The 19,051-nt window shown below is 35.3% G+C and carries 21 protein-coding genes and 2 pseudogenes; 21 read left to right on the top strand and 2 right to left on the bottom strand.

Features of this window, described 5'->3' with window-relative positions:
* Positions 1-15 precede the first annotated feature (15 nt).
* The 4 genes and pseudogenes from HU830_RS08820 to HU830_RS03065 all read left to right on the top strand — a co-directional run.
* A complete protein-coding gene (locus HU830_RS08820) occupies positions 16-426 on the top strand; it encodes a hypothetical protein (protein WP_228765756.1) in 411 nt (136 codons plus the stop codon).
* Entirely contained in the window at positions 396-800 is a 405-nt protein-coding gene (locus tag HU830_RS08815; protein WP_228765753.1) for a hypothetical protein, read from the top strand. The genes HU830_RS08820 and HU830_RS08815 overlap by 31 nt, the downstream gene beginning before the upstream one ends.
* An 862-nt stretch (positions 801-1,662) precedes the next feature.
* Positions 1,663-4,383 carry an ATP-dependent DNA helicase gene (locus HU830_RS03070; protein ID WP_176942316.1) on the top strand — a complete coding sequence of 907 codons (2,721 nt, stop codon included), beginning with the start codon at positions 1,663-1,665 and terminating at the stop codon, positions 4,381-4,383.
* 100 nt (positions 4,384-4,483) lie between these two features.
* Positions 4,484-4,621: pseudogene (locus HU830_RS03065) on the top strand (IS3 family transposase); the annotation flags it as partial.
* Between the two features lie 263 nt (positions 4,622-4,884).
* On the opposite strand, the gene HU830_RS03060 reads toward HU830_RS03065, so the two are convergent.
* Entirely contained in the window at positions 4,885-6,192 is a 1,308-nt protein-coding gene (locus HU830_RS03060; RefSeq protein WP_176942314.1) for a DNA methyltransferase, read from the bottom strand.
* A gap of 136 nt (positions 6,193-6,328) precedes the next feature.
* Here HU830_RS03060 and HU830_RS09155 point away from each other — a divergent pair, with 136 nt between their 5' ends.
* From HU830_RS09155 to HU830_RS03010, 12 genes and pseudogenes are all read left to right on the top strand, one after another.
* Positions 6,329-6,595 carry a helix-turn-helix domain-containing protein gene (locus tag HU830_RS09155; RefSeq protein WP_176942313.1) on the top strand — a complete coding sequence of 89 codons (267 nt, stop codon included), beginning with the start codon at positions 6,329-6,331 and terminating at the stop codon, positions 6,593-6,595.
* Complete coding sequence (locus HU830_RS03050) at positions 6,592-7,377, top strand: MvaI/BcnI family restriction endonuclease (RefSeq protein ID WP_176942312.1); 786 nt, start codon at positions 6,592-6,594, stop codon at positions 7,375-7,377. Before HU830_RS09155 ends, HU830_RS03050 begins: the two co-directional genes overlap by 4 nt.
* 446 nt (positions 7,378-7,823) lie before the next feature.
* On the top strand, positions 7,824-8,120 hold the full coding sequence (locus HU830_RS03045; RefSeq protein WP_324196288.1) for a PTS sugar transporter subunit IIB: 297 nt from the start codon (positions 7,824-7,826) through the stop codon (positions 8,118-8,120).
* A gap of 39 nt (positions 8,121-8,159) precedes the next feature.
* A complete protein-coding gene (locus HU830_RS08810; RefSeq protein WP_228765750.1) occupies positions 8,160-8,333 on the top strand; it encodes a hypothetical protein in 174 nt (57 codons plus the stop codon).
* A 6-nt stretch (positions 8,334-8,339) separates the two neighbouring features.
* Positions 8,340-8,888 carry a hypothetical protein gene (locus HU830_RS08805; RefSeq protein ID WP_228765748.1) on the top strand — a complete coding sequence of 183 codons (549 nt, stop codon included), beginning with the start codon at positions 8,340-8,342 and terminating at the stop codon, positions 8,886-8,888.
* Positions 8,792-9,427, top strand: coding sequence for a PTS transporter subunit EIIC (locus HU830_RS08800; RefSeq protein WP_324196275.1), 636 nt, complete (start codon positions 8,792-8,794; stop codon positions 9,425-9,427). Before HU830_RS08805 ends, HU830_RS08800 begins: the two co-directional genes overlap by 97 nt.
* Positions 9,428-9,543: 116 nt before the next feature.
* Entirely contained in the window at positions 9,544-9,795 is a 252-nt protein-coding gene (locus HU830_RS08795) for a PTS lactose/cellobiose transporter subunit IIA (RefSeq protein ID WP_324196287.1), read from the top strand.
* Positions 9,792-11,243, top strand: a pseudogene (locus HU830_RS03030) (glycoside hydrolase family 1 protein). Before HU830_RS08795 ends, HU830_RS03030 begins: the two are co-directional and overlap by 4 nt.
* The gene (locus tag HU830_RS03025) at positions 11,227-11,598 is read left to right on the top strand and encodes a helix-turn-helix domain-containing protein (RefSeq protein ID WP_176942311.1); all 372 of its coding nucleotides are present in this window, start codon (positions 11,227-11,229) and stop codon (positions 11,596-11,598) included. Before HU830_RS03030 ends, HU830_RS03025 begins: the two are co-directional and overlap by 17 nt.
* Positions 11,567-11,878: a hypothetical protein gene (locus tag HU830_RS03020; RefSeq protein ID WP_176942310.1), complete on the top strand. Its 312-nt coding sequence runs from the start codon at positions 11,567-11,569 to the stop codon at positions 11,876-11,878. Before HU830_RS03025 ends, HU830_RS03020 begins: the two co-directional genes overlap by 32 nt.
* Positions 11,839-12,393, top strand: coding sequence for a PTS sugar transporter subunit IIA (locus HU830_RS03015; protein WP_176942309.1), 555 nt, complete (start codon positions 11,839-11,841; stop codon positions 12,391-12,393). The genes HU830_RS03020 and HU830_RS03015 overlap by 40 nt, the downstream gene beginning before the upstream one ends.
* Positions 12,394-12,929: 536 nt before the next feature.
* On the top strand, positions 12,930-13,352 hold the full coding sequence (locus tag HU830_RS03010; protein ID WP_176942308.1) for a PBECR4 domain-containing protein: 423 nt from the start codon (positions 12,930-12,932) through the stop codon (positions 13,350-13,352).
* Positions 13,353-13,684: 332 nt separating this feature from the next.
* Here HU830_RS03010 and HU830_RS03005 read toward each other — a convergent pair whose 3' ends face one another.
* A complete protein-coding gene (locus HU830_RS03005; protein WP_176942307.1) occupies positions 13,685-14,728 on the bottom strand; it encodes a hypothetical protein in 1,044 nt (347 codons plus the stop codon).
* Between the two features lie 81 nt (positions 14,729-14,809).
* Here HU830_RS03005 and HU830_RS03000 point away from each other — a divergent pair, with 81 nt between their 5' ends.
* The 5 genes from HU830_RS03000 to HU830_RS02980 all read left to right on the top strand — a co-directional run bounded on the left by HU830_RS03000 (position 14,810) and on the right by HU830_RS02980 (position 18,994).
* A complete protein-coding gene (locus tag HU830_RS03000; RefSeq protein ID WP_176942306.1) occupies positions 14,810-14,947 on the top strand; it encodes a hypothetical protein in 138 nt (45 codons plus the stop codon).
* Positions 14,948-15,136: 189 nt separating this feature from the next.
* Positions 15,137-16,102, top strand: coding sequence for a ThiF family adenylyltransferase (locus HU830_RS02995; protein ID WP_176942305.1), 966 nt, complete (start codon positions 15,137-15,139; stop codon positions 16,100-16,102).
* 5 nt (positions 16,103-16,107) lie between these two features.
* On the top strand, positions 16,108-17,442 hold the full coding sequence (locus tag HU830_RS02990) for a GHKL domain-containing protein (RefSeq protein WP_176942304.1): 1,335 nt from the start codon (positions 16,108-16,110) through the stop codon (positions 17,440-17,442).
* A gap of 58 nt (positions 17,443-17,500) precedes the next feature.
* Entirely contained in the window at positions 17,501-18,181 is a 681-nt protein-coding gene (locus HU830_RS02985) for a LytR/AlgR family response regulator transcription factor (RefSeq protein ID WP_176942303.1), read from the top strand.
* Between the two features lie 321 nt (positions 18,182-18,502).
* Complete coding sequence (locus HU830_RS02980) at positions 18,503-18,994, top strand: hypothetical protein (RefSeq protein ID WP_176942302.1); 492 nt, start codon at positions 18,503-18,505, stop codon at positions 18,992-18,994.
* Positions 18,995-19,051 lie beyond the last annotated feature (57 nt).

Genomic DNA, 19,051 nt, shown 5'->3' with positions numbered 1-19,051 from the left:
CTTAAGGAGTTTGCTATGTCTGATCAAACTGAACCCATGCTTCCTGACATAATTTCCAAAGCGCTAGCATTGCCAGTCGTGCGCGTTGATCGTCGAACTTTCCTATCCAAATTATTTCCGCGTGCCACAAAAGTTGAACTGATGTCGATTCTTAGGGATGGCCCACAAACCGTCTATACACTGGAACAGTTGACTAAGACTGCCCACCGTGTCGTCATGCACGACACGAAAAGACCTCAGCAGTTTCTTTTGCTGCAGGCTTACGATCAAATATTGCCGTTGCTGCCGGAACTGGTACAGCTGACCTCGTTCAATATTACGGGTTTGCCTTACGCATGGCCCAAAAGGTTGCTTATATTTATGGTCAAGAAAATCTCTTCACTGAAGAGGGAACCTTGTCTGAAGAAGGCAAGCGTGATGTCATGATCTATCTCGGTGTGGTGCTGGGTGTGGCCCCAGCTAATTCTGCGTTGATGTTTATCTCCAAAGGACTGAGTAATACATTAAGCAAGAAGTTCATGACCACTGCGGTCACTCGCACAACGTGGTACCCGTTATTGAAAAAGATCGCCGGCTATATTGGTGTCTCCATAACGAAAAAATCAACCTCTGCTGTGATTTCAAAGTCACTCCCCGTTATTGGTGGCTTTGTCTCTGGTGGTCTGACTTTGATCACTTTTCGACCGATGGGTAATCGCTTGATTAAAACTTTTGAAACCACACTCTCAGCAACTCCTGACCAAATCAAGCAGGCGCAAGACATCATCCTTGAGGATATCAAAAATTTTTCAAACGAATAGGTGAGATTTAGTAAAACGAATTAGATTATTACGATCTAGCCCGTTTTCGCCCGTTTATATATTAAGTTCCCCGCAATAATTCCAGCCGAATGAGGGCTGAGTTGTCAGGAATTTTGAGGTATAAGTCAAATCGTATTGATACATGGAAATAAATCTTACAGAATAGTCTTCGCTTGCCATATTGGAGATCCCGGTAAAGAATTCGTTTGGTAGTTTGATCAATGAAAATATTTGGGTCTTTAATTTCGAAGAGAGTTAAGATAGACTGATTATTAAGGAACATTATTGAAACCTCGTTTTGATTTTTAGTTTGGTCACTTAAAGTATAGCGGATGGGGAGGGAATGTCCTCTTTATGCGCCAAAAAACAAAAAAACTAGTATTGATTTGATTCATCAATACTAGAGAGTTTAGACTCAAAATAAGAGCCAGTTCGGAGAAATCCGGGCTGGCTTTTTAGTTTGATAAAAGGTACATCCAGAATGAATTTCCTATGCTATAATTAGGCAACTTATAGTACAGATAATATAGTTAATTGAATTTAATTCTTGAGAGAAATTACAAAATTAAAATTTGTTAAAGCTTCGGCTGAGAATTACTGGATGATTGTTTCGAGGAAACAAATGTATGGACGAATAAACCCGTATTTGCTGTACGTTCTGCAAAAGTAGATTGCTAGGCAGAATCGAATTGAGCTATTACCAGACAAAGTAGTTCATAAGAATAGTGATTGTGTGTTTTACAGACTGATGAAAGCCAGTAAGAAAAAGACTCTGTTGAGTATGACTTAGATATATTTGAGTATGCTAATAGAATAATTGTGGAAAAATAGGCAGTATGGTGAAGGAAGGGGAACTATTTATATGCTCAAAGTCGATAAAGCTATTTTAGATACGAATAACGCAATTTGTGAGAATATTTCGCAACTGAGTTTTACTGATAGGGGGCTTTTAAGCCAAAATATCCTTAGCCAACTTCGTAATTTTGTGGAGTATATTGCGACTAAAGCATGTTTCACCGGCCAAGACGTCGACCCTGATAATTATTATTTGAAGGTGCAGTCCTTGAAAAATATGCAGCGACGAGGCAATTTGCGATTCCTTTATAAGTTCCACAAGATGCTACAGAAATCTGTATCGCACTATACTATGGATAAAGATGGCTCAGAGCGTCTCATGCTCAAATATTATGAATATCTACTAAAGATTAAGCAATATTTGAAACAAACTTTCAATTTGGATGTACTGGAAAATATTCATGAATTTCCTATGAATACAGACGCTGAACTTTCAATTTATTATGAGAAAATTGCAAGAAAAATCAAAACTCCGAGTGTGCATAGTCATCCAGTTACTTATAACGACCGATATTATGTGCAGAAAGTCAAACCTTTTTTCATTGATCAAAAAATCTATTACGAAATCACGTTTACTGCCGCTAATTCCAATGTAAGTAAGTTTGATAGGGTGATTGCGTTTACGAAGCAAGAAATTGTCGATAACTATGCTGTGAAATTCTCATTACACAGTGACACAATTCGTATCTTAGATAAGGATATGTCAATTCTTGTAATCGATGGATATGAGGTATCCATTCGACCGTGTGAGTGGGATAATTTATCTGAAATTTTTGGACCAAGAGTGAAGCATAGTACTAACTCCAAAGAATATAGAGAGTTGATGAGGTACCTTTCAAGTGTCGAGATGTCCTTAACCGAACTGGTGAGCAGTGACCAAACTTACTATAATTCTATAAAAGGGCGGATTACAGCGGGCGTTCAATCGGCTAAGATTTATGAAATACTTGATCAGTGTCGGAATATAATTATCGGTAATAAGCCAGGAGCAAATGTGCTAAGATATTTACTCCATAAAATGAATAACCGTGTTATCAAGCGGCAGTATTCGACCAAACGATGTGAATATTTGTCCAACCTGTACTTGAATTATGGCTGTATTCCATTTGATAAGATGCCTTATTGCACTTCTCTCCGACAACATAATCCGAAAATATATGATTTGTTTGAATCTATACCCGCCTCTGGTCACGATCATGAACTGTTTGCTAGATACATCAAGAACAACACTGAGATAGAGGGTCATCTATTTACACCTAAAACTGAAGTCGATAGCTTTAAAGATATTGATGATTTAATAGGAAAATATAATTCTTCTCTGTACTATAAACATTATGGACGCAGAATCGAAGAATACAAAGACTATCTTTATATCAAAACTTACGTCGAAGATAGTACAGAAATAATCAAAACATTACAAAGGTTAGCTTCGTCAGGTGTTTCTCAATATACGGCCTCTGTTGATTCATGGATATCAAGAGAAGCATATACAATTGATGACAATAGTAAGAAAGAGGCCCTCCTACAGATGTTTGCTAACTCTCAAGTTGCACTCATTTATGGCTCTGCTGGTACCGGTAAATCTACGTTAATCAGACATATATCTAATTTCTGGGCTAACAAGGCGAAGATATACCTAGCTAACACCCATCCAGCTGTAGATAATATTCGCAGGAAGGTCACTGCTGGAAATAGTGAGTACCATACGATTGCAAAGTTTCTTTCGAAGAGGAACACCTGTACGGATTGCGATATCCTCTTTATTGACGAGTGTAGTACTGTCAGCAATGAAGATATGCGAAAAGTCCTAGAGAAAGCCAACTTTAAACTTCTCGTACTAGTTGGCGATATTTATCAGATTGAGTCAGTCTATTTCGGAAACTGGTTTAGTATTGCAAAAGAATTTGTACCCAAAACGTCGATATTTGAATTGACTCATCCATATCGTACAACTGACCAGAATTTGCTGACCGTTTGGGATCGAGTCCGCAAAATTGATGATGCAATTCTAGAACCATTAGTAAAAAATGGGTATGTCTCGAGATTGGACAAATCCATCTTTGAGCATAGCGAAGACGATGGGATTATTCTGTGTCTGAATTACGATGGACTTTACGGAATCAACAATATCAACCGATTTCTGCAAAACAGTAATCCCACTAAGAGTATAGTCTGGGGAATAAATACTTATAAAGTAGGCGATCCGATTTTATTTAATGAATCGAACGTTTTTTCCCCGTTGATTCACAATAACTCAAAGGGAAGAATTGTTGGTATCCAGCCATATCAGCAACAAATCTGGTTCCAAATAGAACTCGAAGAGTCATTGAATGAGTTTGACGCCAGTGGATATGATTTTGAACTTGTTGGAGAATCCGAGTCGAGGAAGTCTATTATTTCATTTGTTGTGAATAAATATCGGAGCACCGATGAGGATGATCAAGATAACGATTCTACCATTATTCCATTTCAAATCGCATATGCAGTTTCTATTCATAAAGCACAAGGCTTGGAATACGATTCAGTGAAAATTGTAATTACAAATGAGACAGAGGAGAGAATCACACAAAATATCCTCTATACGGCCATTACCCGTGCCAAGAAAAAATTAAAGATTTACTGGAGCCCTGAAACAGAACAGTCTGTGCTCGAACGACTTGCGGTCAAAAATTTTGCAAAAGATGCGCACTTGTTGTCTCAACTTTCTTCGTTACAAATGATGAAATAAAGGAGTCTAAGTCAAATAGTATTAATGACTAGAGATGAATCTTTTGGAAATGACGTTTACCCCCAAAGTTGTTTACAACTCTGGGGGTAAACGTCATTATATGGAAAATTTCTTTAGTCTGTTAAAGCAGGAAATCTATCGTGGCCGAGAATATTATAACTTTGAAGAATTGGAGCAAGCAATTGATAGCTATATCCATTACTATAATCACGAGCGGATGAAGGGAAAAATAAACTGACAAAGTTCAGTGCAATACAGAAAAACGGCATTAAAAACTGTCTAAAGTAGAATTACCAAAAAACAACAAAAAACGGGGTGGATTTTTCCACTCCGAAAAGGTCCAACTTTTGGGAGGTATTATAATGTCTAACTATTGTGGAGTACCTCAGTTTTGACTTAGACTTAAAATCATAGGTAGAAATGCTATTTTTATCAAAGTGATTAGTTATAGGATACTTATGATCAATTTTTGAAGGTAGGGTGTTCTATACTGATGAATAGTTATAGCTTTTTATAAATTACAATATTTTCCTTTTTCATTGTTGATACGGTTTTACCCGTTTTATTAGTTGGACTATTTTTAGATGGCATTCTTTTATTTGGAATATTCCGTTCAAAACTTCCAACCTGTTTTATGCCTATGGTATCAAATAATTCGCTAATAATGATATCGGTTGGAATTTTAATTTCCTTCACGGTTCTATTGGCAGTTACCCAGAATTGATATGTGTTGGGCTTCATTACACGACTAATTTCTTTTAAGGTTATTTGTAAGTCAGAATAAAATTGTGATACTTCTTTACATCTCTTGTTATCAATAGCGTTAATTTCTTTTAATACATTATTTAGAGCACTAGATTTAAATAATGGTACACTATACGATTTAGAAGTTTTACCCCCTAATAGATTTGAATCGATTTTAGAAATATTATTGTTATCATAGTCTTTCAAATCTAGCCATTGAAGTGATAATCTGGAAAATTGTCCGTAAGCAACGGTCGTTCTTGAATCGCCATAAGGTGGAGAAGTTATTAATAAGTCCATTGAATTATTCTTTAACATATATAGATTCATTGAACTACCTAAAATGGGTACGGCTCTTGCTTTAAATTGTTTTAATTCCTTGTTATGAGAAATATTTCTATCAGAAAAATAATAGAATTTACTTATTACATCAGGATTCCACTTATCTAAAGATTTTTCAGACATCCGGTATAGTTTAAACTCGCTATTACGAGAATTAGAGCTAAATCTGACTGTTTCACTAAAAGATACCCAAAAGAAATCTCTTATTTTATCGTCGTCTATGTTATAAATGGAATTTTTAATTATTTGAAGCCTAATTATTACACTTTCTTTAAACCAAAAATCTATATTTTTGAAAGTTGGAATTGTAATACTAAGATTTCCCATGTTCATTTCTAAATACTTTTCTTCAATTTCACTTTGAAGATTTTTGTAGTACTTTTCGAGTTTTCCCTCATTTATATAAGTTGTTTTTACTTTAGTCATTAAAACAGATAGGGGATTTAGGTCTACACCAGTACTATCGATATTATGAGCTTCTGATTCAACCAGCGTTGTTCCTGACCCCATGAAGGGATCAAAGATTGTATTTATATTTTGATATTTACTAACAGTTTCAATAAACAATTTTGGTAATTGCGGAATCATAGTTGCGGGATAACTATGATATCCATGAGATAAGTTCTTAGTATTTGAATCCTTAAAATCAAAGTAGTGACTTTTTTTCAAAGATGTATTTAAAATATCTTTATAGACATTGTCTACACTAGTTATTTCATTCAAAATAGTAAAATCCTTTCATGGGCACAAGTTTATTCATAAATAAACTTGTGCCTTTTTAAATAATTATATACTTTATTTAATGTAGAAAAAGGGGGCAACGACAATTAATCAGAAAAAGGAATTATACCAATATATTGTGGATTCAATTAGTTTTTTTATACATGAAAAGGGAATGACCTATATTGATTTAGCTGCTTGCCTAGGTGTGTCAGAACAGTTTATTAAAAATGTCCATTCGTCACAAGTGAATTCTCATTATAACGTATTTCATCTTTGGAAAATATCAAATTATTTAGGTATTTCTATTAGTGATTTGTTTCCGAGTTCTTTTAAATTATATAAAAGAATATATCCGCTAAAAGATTACAATTCGTTTATAAAATTGAAAGAGGGCACGAAATGAAATCGAATATAGAGATTCTTAGAGAAAAGTTAATAGACTTATCTAATGATTCTGATTTGGAAATGCCAATGTATAGGGGATGGTACAAAGCCCATCGTAAGGGACCTACCGGGATTGGAAAAACTTTTGAAGATTTATTGGGAAAAAAGGAAGATAATCTGCAGTTACCTGATTATTTGGGGATAGAGTTAAAGGCACATGAGTCTCTAAAGAATGGATTAATAACATTATTTACAAAATCACCTAATACCCCTAAAGGTGCAAATACTATCTTAAGGAAACAATACGGATATGTTGATCCAGAGAGTAAATACGATATTCCTGTGCTACATTCTACTTTGTGCACAAACAAGAGGCAATATAACAAAAAATCTAATCATTATTTTGAAGTAGTAAATGATAGAAATATGCGTGAAATAAAAATAAATGTGTATAATAATCCAGATCAAGTGGATTCTATTTCTCCAAATATAGCATGGACCTATGAATCTATAGAGAATTCTTTAAATAAAAAACTAAAGACACTCGCAATTATATCTTCTGATAAAAAAAGAATTGATGGGAATATTTACTATAAGTATACAGGTTTAACCGTATTTAATAGTATAACCCTACAAACATTTTTAAAAATGGTAGATGATAGTAAACTATTTGTTGATTTAAGAATAGGAGTTAATCATTCGGGTAAAAATATTGGAAAGACTCATGATCATGGCACAGGTTTTAGAGCTAGATTTAAAGATTTATCCAATTATGTTGAAAAAACAGAAATTGAAATTTAGATAAATATATTGTATATACCTCCCGCGTTGTTAGAACTCTATTTATAAATTACACGATGTACGAATCGTGTAGCATTATTTTTTTCTTACAACCTTGAAAACATAACAGTTTAGATTGTACGATAACGGTGCCAAATTTCGAAATAATAGTTCTATAAAGTCTGGTGTTGATAGAAGAAATTCTATCAACACTTTTTTGTTAGATCGGTTTTCTGGGTAACTGCATTTTTTTATTATAACTAAAATAGTTAAAATAGATTGAATTAAAGATCAGGATAACCTTTAGTCATAGTTTTATATGTTTTGTTTTAAGGACTAAAAATTCAAATTTTTTGTCCCCCTCTCGGTGCCAATTAAAAATATAATCGGCTTCATTTAGACCTTAGAATAAAGTTGTTGAATGAAGTGGACTTAATTTTGAGGAGGTAATTATTTTGACAAAGTGAATTCTGTTGATTTGTGGTTCGGGGGCATCATCTGGCTTCATGGCCGCTAATATGCGCAAGTATGTCAAGAAGGCCGGCTACGATTACAAGATTCAAGCCCGGAGTGAATCTGAACTGGGAGATTACGTGGATGATATTGATGCCCTGATGGTCGGTCCGCACTTGAAGGCCGAGTTTGAGGCGCTGGCAGCTCGGGTTCCGGAAAAGGTGAAGGTGATTTTGATGCATCCTGATTACTATGCCATCTTGGATGGTAAGGGTGCGGTGGAACATCTGCGCCAAGAGTTAGAGGCTTAGAGTGGCATCTATTTGGATCGAAAAGAGGATTGAAATTTCATGAATAAGTTTATGGATTTTTTGAACAATAGCTTTGCTCCGCGAGCCCAAAAGATTGCCAATAACCAGTGGATTGTGACTTTAAAGAACTCAGTCCTAGAAGTTTTACCCTTCATTTTAGTGGGGTCAGTTGTCAGCATTTTGAGTATTCCGGGCAACTGGTGGTCTTGGTGACCAAATTTGGCGCCGATCAGTAGTTTCACTTTTGGACTCTTATCGATTTTTGTCGCTTTTCTGGTTCCTTTCAATTTTATGGAATTTAAGAAATTGAAAAAGCAGCGGATCATTGCGGGATTGACGTCGATCGCCTTATTTTTAATGTTGTTGGGACCCAAATTTGGGGTTAAAACTGGCACGGTAACTTTTAAATTCGACGAGTTTGGTGCCGGTGGGATGTTTGTAGCGATTATTGTGGCCATCTTTGTGAGTTTGGTGATGCAAGTCTTCGGGACCTTTTCCTTCTTCAGCGAAGATAGCGTGATCCCGGATTTCGTCACCGCTTGGTTTGATTCCTTACTGCCGATTGGTCTAGTGATTACCGCCGGTTGGCTAGTAGTTGATCTCCTTCATTTCGATGCTTATGCGGCAGTGGAAGCTGTCTTTCGCCCGCTAGCGTCAGGCGCGGATACTTGGTGGGGCTTCACCTTACTTTACTTTTATTTATTGCTTGTTTTATCTACTCGATGGGAATTTCCGGTTGGGTGCTGGCGCCGATTACCCAGCCTTTGATGTTGGCCGGAATTGCGGCCGCCGCGACTGAATTTGCCGCCAACAAGCCAATTAGTCTCCTGTACATGAGCGAAGTGATTTATAACTTTGCTTGGATTGGGGGAGTTGGTTGTACCTTGCCCCTAGTCTTGATGATGCTCTTTTTCGCAAAATCTCAGCGGCTCAAAGCGCTAGGCAAGGCTTGTATTGTCCCATCGCTCTTCAATATTAATGAACCAGTGGTTTTTGGGACTATTGTTTGGAATCCCTACTTAATGATTCCCCTCTGGATTAATGGAATTGTGATTCCATTGATCACTTGGTTTGGCTTCCGGCTGGTGCTGGCGGCGATTCCCCACGCTTTAATGCAAATGTGGTACATCCCGTTTCCTTTCCTGACCTGGGTTATGAGCCCTTCCTTGAGGGCAATGTTGCTGATTGTGATCATTTTCGTGGTGACTTGGCTGATCTGGTATCCGTTCTTCCGCGTTTATGATCAACAGACCACTAGGGAGGAACTGCCCATGCTTCTGAAAATTAGGAAGATCAATTTTGAATGAAAGGGAAGTGAGTTTAGATGTTCGAAAAAGATCAACAAGCAGTTAAAAATACGATGGAGATTATCATCAATGCCAGCGATGTCCGGGCCTTCATTGCCGAGAATTGGGACTAGGTTATTGTCTCGAACTATCCCGCCGCCCATCAAAAAATTACCCAATCCAATGAAAAATTGGTAATTGCTCACCGTTTGCAGACGGCTAAACTGCAAGAGGAAGCTGAAGGTCATTCCCTAGAGTATTCGGTGCTTTTTACCCATGCCCAAGATAGCTTGATGACAATTATGAGTGAGTTCAAATTGACGGAAAAATTAATTGGAGTTTTTGAAAAGCGTGATCAGTTAGCTAAAGGAGATGACTCAACAAAATGAAGAATAAGTATCCCTATTTTCCGAAAGATTTTCTCTGGGGTGGGACCCAGGCAGCTAGTCAGGATGATGGGGCCTACCAAGCTGATGGTAAGGGTTTGAACAGTTCCGATGTTCAACTTTACTTGTGCGGACTTTCCAATCAAGAAATTCAAGCTTTGGAAGAAAAAGGGATGACTCTCTCCCAAGTTAAAAAAGCAATTATCAATCAAACGGGCTACTATCCCAAACGTTTTGGAATCGACTTTTACCGTCGTTATCGGGAAGATCTGAAGTTATTAGCCGAGATGGGCTTCAAAACTTTTCGGACTTCGCTGGACTGGTCGCGAATTTTTCCCAAGGGAGACGAACCAGAGCCTAATGAAGCGGCTTTGAAACATTACGGCGCGATGCTCGACTACATGCATGAGCTGGGAATTGAGCCGATCATCACCATGAATCATTATGAAACTCCGGTTAATCTGGCGCTTAAATATGGTGGCTGGCTGAACCGAGCACTAATTCCGCTGTTTGAGTGTTTTAGCAAGGTCTTGCTGGATTGTTTCGCAGATAAAGTTAAATATTGGATTGTCGTCAACCAGATTAATATGGTTCAAATTGAGCTTTTTCTCTCGGTCGAAGTTTCTTCAGATCAGTACGAAAACGAAGAAGAAGCACTCTATCAAGCTGTTCACAATCAGATGGTTGCCGCGGCGGCAATTCAGCAATACTCCAAATCGCTCAATTTACCGGATCTGTAGATTGGGACTATGGTCGCTGATGGCACGGTTTATCCGGCCTCTTGTAAACCTGATGATGTGATTTTTGCTCTCCAGCAAAATCGGCTGCAATATTTATTTACCGACGTCCAGTTCAGAGGGGCTTATCCGGCCTCCGCACAAAATTATTTCGCGGAGCGCAAGGTACATTTACAAATTGAACCGGAAGATATGTAATTGATTGCTGCTAATCCGCTCGATTTTTTGGGAATTTCTTATTATTATTCAAAAATGGTCGATAGCGCGCAAAATTCCTATCTGCCTAATGATAATTCCCGGAATCCTTATTTGGAAGAAAGTCCTTGGGGTTGGACGATTGATCCCCAAGTTTTGTATAATACTTTGAGTCAATATTGGGACCGTTATCAAAAACCAATCATTATTGCCGAAAATGGTTTGAGGATGTACGACAAGTTAGAAAATGATCAAGTTCATGATTAATATCGCAATGCTTACTTGCGACAACATATTGCCCAAGTCGGTCGAGCGATTCATGATGGAGCCCAGGTGCTGGCTTATTGTGCTTGGGGGTCGATCGATCTGGTTAGTTGTTCTTCCCAACAAATGTCGAAACGCTATGGCTTCATCTATGTGGATTTGGACGATGAAGGTCAAGGCACGGGAAAGCGGATTTTGAAGGATAGTTACTATTGGTATCAAAAAGTGATCGCTTCTAATGGAACGTACCTTTAGCACGCTGAAGTTATTTACTGGAGATGAGTGGTTTGCGAATAGACCCCAGAAAAAATTACGGCATTATCTGCAAATTAATCCCGGCTGGCACACTTCTCGAGAGTTGACCCTTACTCTTGGTGTTTCTCACCGCAGTATCAAACGTTACGCCAAGGACTTAACGAATAAGAAAAAAGTCAATCTCTATGATTTAACTGATAAATATTTTCGGAGTAAAAATTCTCTGATCAAAATTCTCCAAAATGTTGCTAACTATGTTGATCAATTTGATTTGACCCTAACGCATCACGGAGGATTCTATGCCCTTCGAGGAAGTGAAATTGTTGATTTCCGATATTGTCTGTCAAGAATCTAACCAAGCTTTTATGGGCAGTGGGACGATTCAAAATAGTTTTTCAGAAGTCGATATCGAAGCAATTCAAAAGCTGTTCAAATTAGCGGCGGCTAAACATCAGATCTATTTAAATTCCTTTGACTTTAACAATACTTTATTGCATTTGGTGATTGGTAAAATTGTGCATCACTTGGATGACTTTATGGGTGAAAAACTAGCTAGGCCAGTCGATTTTATTATTCAGGTGAATACTGAGTCGATTTGCCGGACCATCATTGGGTTAGTATTTCACAGTTTTTAACTCCATTAGATTATCGGAAAATCCGCCAAAAAGTAGATGAAATTCGCAGCATAACGGCGGCAAAAATTCTTTGGCAAGAAATTGAAGAATTCTTTCCCGCAGAAAATTTTTTGGTTTGTGGAAAAAAACTTGCCCGGGATGAACTATTTGCCAAAGTTTGTGCACAATTGACTACCCAAGGAGTAGTTGGCCCAGATTTTGCGGATCTTTTAGTTCAGCCAGAAAAAATGTCCAGCACCGCCTCTGGCCGCATTGCTATTCCCCATTTCTTTGCGATGACTGCCTACCAAACGCAAGGTTTCGTGGTGATTAGTCCGCGGGGAATTGTCTGGAACGAGAAGAATCGTTGCGTGAATCTAGTATTTGTCCTGGCAGTTAATAAAGATAACAAACTAGCTTATCGCAATGTCTTTGACGGCTTATCTCAAGTTGCAGTTGACAATGAAAATGTCGCCAAGTTAGTTCAATCCCGAACTTATCCCGAGTTTGTGGATACCTTAGTAGCCCTCAAGTAGAGACTAGGGAATTGATAAAAAAGTTGCCTCCTAATGGTCAGATGAATAATCTAATAGTTAGGGGGCATTTTGGGTATTTGTGAATAGAGTGTAACAGGTTAGTTTTTAATATTAGATTTAAAATTACATGGAGGATATTTGACCTTAAGTTCGTTGAGTATAAAACTAGAGTTTAATATTCAGTAGTATTATTCCTAATCTATAAATGATCTTTATAAAATAATCTTAGATTTAATATCAATTTAGCTCACCGATTATCTACGACATTATATATGTGTAAGTAGCACATTTAAGGTATATATTGAAATTATTAGATAGTGTTGTTATAACAAAATTATATATAGGGTACGACTTGAGTGTGCTTCTGATGTAGATATTATTTGGTGTGTTGGTAAGCACTGGATAAAGGAGCCTTAGAAGGGTTGTGTGAACACCTCAAACCAGTGCTGAAAACACTCATACATAGCGATTGATGTCTTGGTTAATTTGTTATAAATAATTAGAGGTAGAACCATGACCTTAGAAAAGTCGACCTTTTGTATCAAGCAGCACTGATGTTTAATCCTTTACTTGATAAGCAAATTATTTTGAGATTGGGACATAAGAGAAAAATTTACGATGTTACAATAACTTTTGATCCATCTGATTTTCGTCACTTAGCGGGTTTACATAAGTTAAAAGATCGTCCTAAAGTATCAAAACAAGGTGCACGGGAAGTATTTAGGGAGATTATCAATATGAAAATTACCTTTAATGATATTTCAAAATCTGATTTTTGCCCGTTTATGGAGGAACGATTAGTAATTCTCAGCGAACTCAAGCAAATTTTTGATGGAAATGACAGTAGTTTTGCATATAAATTTTTAGGTAAATCTAGGAAGCTCAGTTATAGTAGGATTTCTTGGAAATATCTACTGGAATTCAAAGATTTATCTGGTAAAATAGGGTACCTTTTTTAGATGAGCGGCGCAACAAGTCTGGAAAGTATGTTATTGTACCAGATTTTATGCGTTCAGGTAAGAATTGTGGTAAAGGTAATACCGAAATGGCACTCTTGCAGATTATTCAAATCCAAGATGAAAAGCGGAAAGTTTCATTTCAAAGTTCATCGTACAAGCAATAATTGATTAACTAATTTCAGTCGTGAAATCTAGAAGTTATTCTTCATTTACATATAGTTATTGATACTCCCTAGGTGTTCTTAAAATCTAATAAAAGTAAGTGATTTAGATTATATTTTAAAAGGCATTTGTGAGGAGCAGATTTAATTACTACTTACATTGTAACTTTGTTACTTTGATTTTAATAAATAATAAGATATATAAAGTACTATTCCTAATAGGCTTCCAAACCATACATTCTTTTTGAAAACTTGTTGGATTACTATAGATGCTTCACGAAAGGTTTCTTTTTTTAGTGATATTCTTTTAAATATAGAAACCAACCATTCAGTAATATATAGTGATAATATTAAGCACAAGAGGACTCCTAAAGAATTTTTTTGGTCTCCACTTAAAATAGTTTGTTTAGAAAATGGATTGCTTAGGATCACTGATTCTAAAGTTAGACAAAAATAATTATAGACACCAACACGATTAAAATTGAACATAAAAAGTATCATGAATGATCCTAGTAAACCCAGGGTAGGTAAAGACCCAAACCATTTATCCAAATTATCGCTGTATATAATAAAACAGTTACATATAAATAAAAATAAGATCATCGTAGAAAAGATAAAATCCCAACATAAGTTTGTTTTTCCAAACGTAGTTTCTTTGTTCTGGCGTTGGATAATAAAATTGTAGTAATAAGAACATAGATAAAATATTATTCCGAATAAAACAAAGAGAGCCATTTGAGCAAGTATTTTATTAGGAATTTGAATACCCCACAGTAAAATTTTAGTATATACATAATTTATACAGTGGTAAATATCACTGCCTAATAAAAAGTATGTACCAAATCCTAATGTAATAATCCAATTTTGTTGATAATTAAGGTCAGCACAAAAAGCAATATAAACTAAAGTTCCAAGTAAAAATATAATTATACAAATACTAAAAACAACTATTAATCCATGAAGATAATTTTGAATCAATGGATCTTTAAGCGAAGGTGTTTCTAATAGTAGTTTTATTTTTTCTGCTAAAAGTAGCATATAAGATTTGTGAATTTGAACTGGTAAAGAAAAAAATGCAAAACAGAATATGTATATAGCTATACATCCCTCCGAAAATGAACGGTAATGTTCAGGATAACGTTCCAGTAATCTTTTACTATCGTTGAATTTATTCCACTTGTGAAATTGAAGTTTAATTCTATCAAAAATATACATTGCTAGCTCCTGTCAAAATTATTTTTGAAGTTCATCATTAATTTATAAAGTTCCAGTAGTTCTCTTTGGGAGGTAAGTAATATGGCAAAAGATATTCTTTTTGACGATTATCTCACTGAGCAACTTAAAGCCCCAGAGTTTAAAGTGGGCTTTGATGCTGAATATGCCAAAATTGAGAGTGCAGTGGCTTTGGTGAACAAATGTGAATGTTGTACATAAATCATAGCTTTTATTCGTATAGGGGATTGTTGGAGAGATCTTCCCTCGAAAACCAAAAGGGTTACCAGCTATTCGGTATAGAAAAAATTAATTTATCGTAAATAAGTTTATTGACCACTATAATATTGATACAATCAAAATAAAAGGATACAATTATAATTAGTTATTTTTAACACGGGGGGGATTAATTTGTATAATTTAAAGAAAATTGGCTGGTATCTCAGCGATGAGGGAAAGCTCTTTGTTTATAAAGGTAATCCGAGATTAGAAAGGGAGATAAATTCAGACAATAATGAAGCTATTTTTGCCTTCATCAAGGCATTTAAGCGGCCGATGTCGGAAGCTGAATTGCAGCAATCTTTGCCCCAATTGAGTAGGCAGGAATTTGCCGATATCTTTGCCTACTTCAAAGAAAATAAGTGGCTTTATAAATTGCCAGATAATTTTGACCTTTTAGACCAGAGAATCAAGAATTTTGCTGACTGCTATCCGGGGATAACTTATACGGATTATATTGAAAAAGTTGCTGATCTCGGGATTTTGATCTTAGGTTTGGGTACCGGGGGAAGTTATTTATTAGATATCCTCACTAAATTGGGATTTAGGAATTTTACGATCGTTGATGGTGATCAAGTTGAGCGAAAAAATCTCCGGGCTCAAAATTATGAGTTTAGTGATCTGGGAAAGTTTAAAGCTACTGTTCAGTCCCAAAAGTATCAAGACAAATTTCCTGGAATCCAGCTTAAAGTTGTAAATAAACAAATTAATAGTTTTGCCGATTTGGATTCAAAAGTAAACTTAAATGAAATTGATTATTTTATTAATTGTGCGGACGATTTTGACTTGCAGATGGTCTTACTAGAGAAGTTATTTGATAAATATCCCAAATTAAAAATGTTTTATGGTGGATATTCTTTTCTTATTCATTCTGACACTTTAATAACGCAAGCTAATTATCAATCATTGCTAAAGACTGCCCTTAATCAGCGAAATTCTCTTAATATTGAAAAATATATTAGTGAAAATTCCGGATCAATTTTTAACGGTTATTTGAGTGCCTTTTTTATAAGCAAAGTTATCTTTAATGATTTGATTGGCGTGGAGAATACCAGCGTTGTCGGTGACTTGTGTACGGATGAATATTTATTTAGGTGATTGTGATGTATTTGATTTTATTTTGTTATATCAGTGTTTACCTAATTTGCCTGCAATTGCTGCAAATTAACTTTAGCCCGAAAGAGTATCTTTATTTATCCTTAATTTCTGGAACTATTTTAGCTTTGATTATTTATTTAATCAATATTTTTAATTTTAATGGATCATTAGTCGGCTTATTCAGCCTAGAATTTTTTTTGATTGCCGGATATTTAAAGATTAGAAAACGCCTTTTTAAAAATATCTTTTTTTTATTATTGGGATTTTTAGTTTTGATCTTTACAGCGCAACTAATTGAAGTATTAGTTAATCAAATCTTTTCAATTTCTTACGCGATCCAAGAAAGCGATTGGCGGCTGATAACAGTTAACACCCTGTTATTGATTGTTTTAGCGCCGTTAATTACGCAAGCTTTTAATTATCTTTGCCGGAAATTTAATATTTATAGTTTATTGCATAATAGTATATTTAATTCTTTAGTGATGAGTGCGGGAGTACTTTTTTTAATAATCGTCTTTTTTAGTCAGATTTTAGTTTTTAATAATAATAATGAAGTTATTACTAGTACAAGTTTGCTTTTCTTTCTCCTTTTGATAATTGTGGGATTAATGGCTCTGCTGTGGCTACAGAGCCAAAGAAAAGAAGCGCAATTGGCTTATGAAAAGATTAATAATCAGCAGTTGATTGAATATGTTACAAGTATTGAACAAAATCAATTAGAATTAAGAAAATTTAAGCATGATTATTTAAATGTTTTAGCCGGACTGACCGGTTATCTAGAAGCAAAAGATTGGGATGGTCTTGAACATTACTTTTACAGGGTTGTCCAGAATCAAAATTTAGCACAAACGCGGACTGTTTTTAATTTGCAAATTTTAAGTAATATGAAGATTATGGAAATTAAAGGACTTTTGGCCTTGAAGCTATCAACTTTAGTCAGTAATTATCAGAATATTAATTTGGAAATTTTTGCTCCAATTAGTAAACTACCCAACTCAATGCCTATTTATGAATATAATAGATGTCTCGGAATTTTATTGGATAATGCTCTTGAGGCCATCGATTTTGCAAAAATCGCGAGCACTGATCAGCAAAAATATTTGACAATTATTTTCTATTGGAAAAATCGGCAACTGATAGCCGTAGTTAAAAATCGTTATTCTGGTTCAGTAGATCTGACCAAAATCAATACCAACGGTTTTTCCAGTAAGGGAGGCCATGAGGGCTTAGGGTTGGCCAGTCTAAATGATATCGTGAAGAAAAATAATAAATGTCTTTTAAAAACCGAGATAGATAAAGAATTTTTTACGCAAAAGTTAATATTGATGCCAGAGGATTGATGCTGATGAAGGTTTATATTTGTGAAGATGATCTTAGCCAAAAAGAAAGAATTAGGAAATGATAAAAAAATATATTTTTATCGAGAATTTGGATTTTACTCTGGCCTTATCAACAACTGATCCCCAGCAAATATTAGAAGCGGTTCGTAAAGATTCTACTAGTGGGGTTTATTTTTTAGATATCGATTTAGGAACAGAGTTGAATGGACTTCAATTAGCTCAAAAGATTAGAAATTATGATAATAAGGGCTATATAATTTTCGTAACTACTCATGATGAATTAGCTTTTGAAACTTTTAAATATCAAGTGGCAGCGTTAGATTTTATTTTAAAAGATCAGGTCAATCTCCGTTCGAGTATTATTCGAGTTTTCGAAAAAATAGAACAACAATTGACAATTAACAATTCGGATAGTGATCTATTAGCCGTAAAGCTTAGTGATCAAGTTATCTACCTAGATTTAAAATTATTGGAATATGTGGAGACTCTGGGAGATCATAAACTCTTATTACATTCTTTAGATAGTGAATCATTGATTACTGGTGATTTAAAAAAACTAGTCCAACGGCTCCCGCAAAATTTTTTTAGGGCACATAAGTCCTTTTTGGTAAATCTTGATTATGTAAAGGCAATTGATAAGAAGAAAGGGATAATTACTTTTAAGAATAAGGATCAATGTCTAATTTCGCGACGAAAGATTAAAGAATTAGATAATTATCAACAGACGAGAATTTCTTAGGGACTTAGGCACCTAATTTTATTCTTCTGAGATACTATTTTGATCAAAAATGACGTTTTCAACTCGGAAAGAGAGCTTGAGGACGTCATTTTTTAGTACAGGCAAATAAACTATAATTCTTATTTCTGCGGGACGATGTGAACTTAGGAATTATAGTTAATATCGCTGGAATTGCCGTTCCGGAATAAAAATGACCGTTTAAGAAAGTATTCTTTTTAGTCGTTATTTGGCTTTATCATAGGGTTATGAAAGGAGGAGATAATCATTAGAACTAAAAGGATTTTGTTAATAATTATTGGTATTTTGGCCATTGGGTTCGCTTTGATAGTCATTAGGCTAAATTTTAATACCCCCTACCAAAATTTCCAAAAATCAATTCCGGTTTCTCAGGCAATCAATAATCTGGACTTGAAAACTGGTGGCTCCGATATTATTTTACAGGTTGAAAATGGAAAGAGTCGTAGTTTAAGGATGTCGGGTTACGTTCCCGTTGCTACTCCCAGATCAGATGTAAATTCCAAAAGTAATTTGCGGTTAGACTTCTCCGCTAATAAAAGAAACTTCGGCGCCATTTTTGCTCGGCATCGTCCGCAAATTCGAATTATTGTATCTATCAATCAACTTAAAAATTTGGAAGCTTTCAAAGTTAAAACAGATGGTGGAAATATTACCATTAGAAATCATTTTGGAAAAACAATTGCTTACAAAACAAACTTAAATGGGGGGAGTTTTCAAAATAAATCACCAAAGAATTATACCTTGGGTAACAATCTTATCTTAGAAAGTAATGGTGGGCGCATAACCCTAAGTTAGCTAATAAGATAAAACTCAGAAAAAGGGGGGAGCTAAAGATGAAAATTAACCAACAAA

The sequence above is a fragment of the Bombilactobacillus apium genome, from assembly GCF_013385145.1.
In the GTDB taxonomy this organism is placed as follows: domain Bacteria; phylum Bacillota; class Bacilli; order Lactobacillales; family Lactobacillaceae; genus Bombilactobacillus; species Bombilactobacillus apium.
The sequence above is the reverse complement of the archived record's forward strand: the minus strand, read 5'-3'. Positions and strand labels throughout refer to the sequence as shown.

What these genes read in the sequence shown, in the direction of transcription:
- HU830_RS03005 (WP_176942307.1), bottom strand. Translation starts at nt 14,728, where the DNA reads ATGTATATTTTTGATAGAATTAAACTTCAATTTCACAAGTGGAATAAA.
- HU830_RS03050 (WP_176942312.1), top strand. Translation starts at nt 6,592, where the DNA reads ATGAAATCGAATATAGAGATTCTTAGAGAAAAGTTAATAGACTTATCT.
- HU830_RS08810 (WP_228765750.1), top strand. Translation starts at nt 8,160, where the DNA reads ATGAATAAGTTTATGGATTTTTTGAACAATAGCTTTGCTCCGCGAGCC.
- HU830_RS08820 (WP_228765756.1), top strand. Translation starts at nt 16, where the DNA reads ATGTCTGATCAAACTGAACCCATGCTTCCTGACATAATTTCCAAAGCG.
- HU830_RS02985 (WP_176942303.1), top strand. Translation starts at nt 17,501, where the DNA reads ATGATAAAAAAATATATTTTTATCGAGAATTTGGATTTTACTCTGGCC.
- HU830_RS03000 (WP_176942306.1), top strand. Translation starts at nt 14,810, where the DNA reads ATGGCAAAAGATATTCTTTTTGACGATTATCTCACTGAGCAACTTAAA.
- HU830_RS03025 (WP_176942311.1), top strand. Translation starts at nt 11,227, where the DNA reads ATGGAACGTACCTTTAGCACGCTGAAGTTATTTACTGGAGATGAGTGG.
- HU830_RS03070 (WP_176942316.1), top strand. Translation starts at nt 1,663, where the DNA reads ATGCTCAAAGTCGATAAAGCTATTTTAGATACGAATAACGCAATTTGT.
- HU830_RS02990 (WP_176942304.1), top strand. Translation starts at nt 16,108, where the DNA reads ATGTATTTGATTTTATTTTGTTATATCAGTGTTTACCTAATTTGCCTG.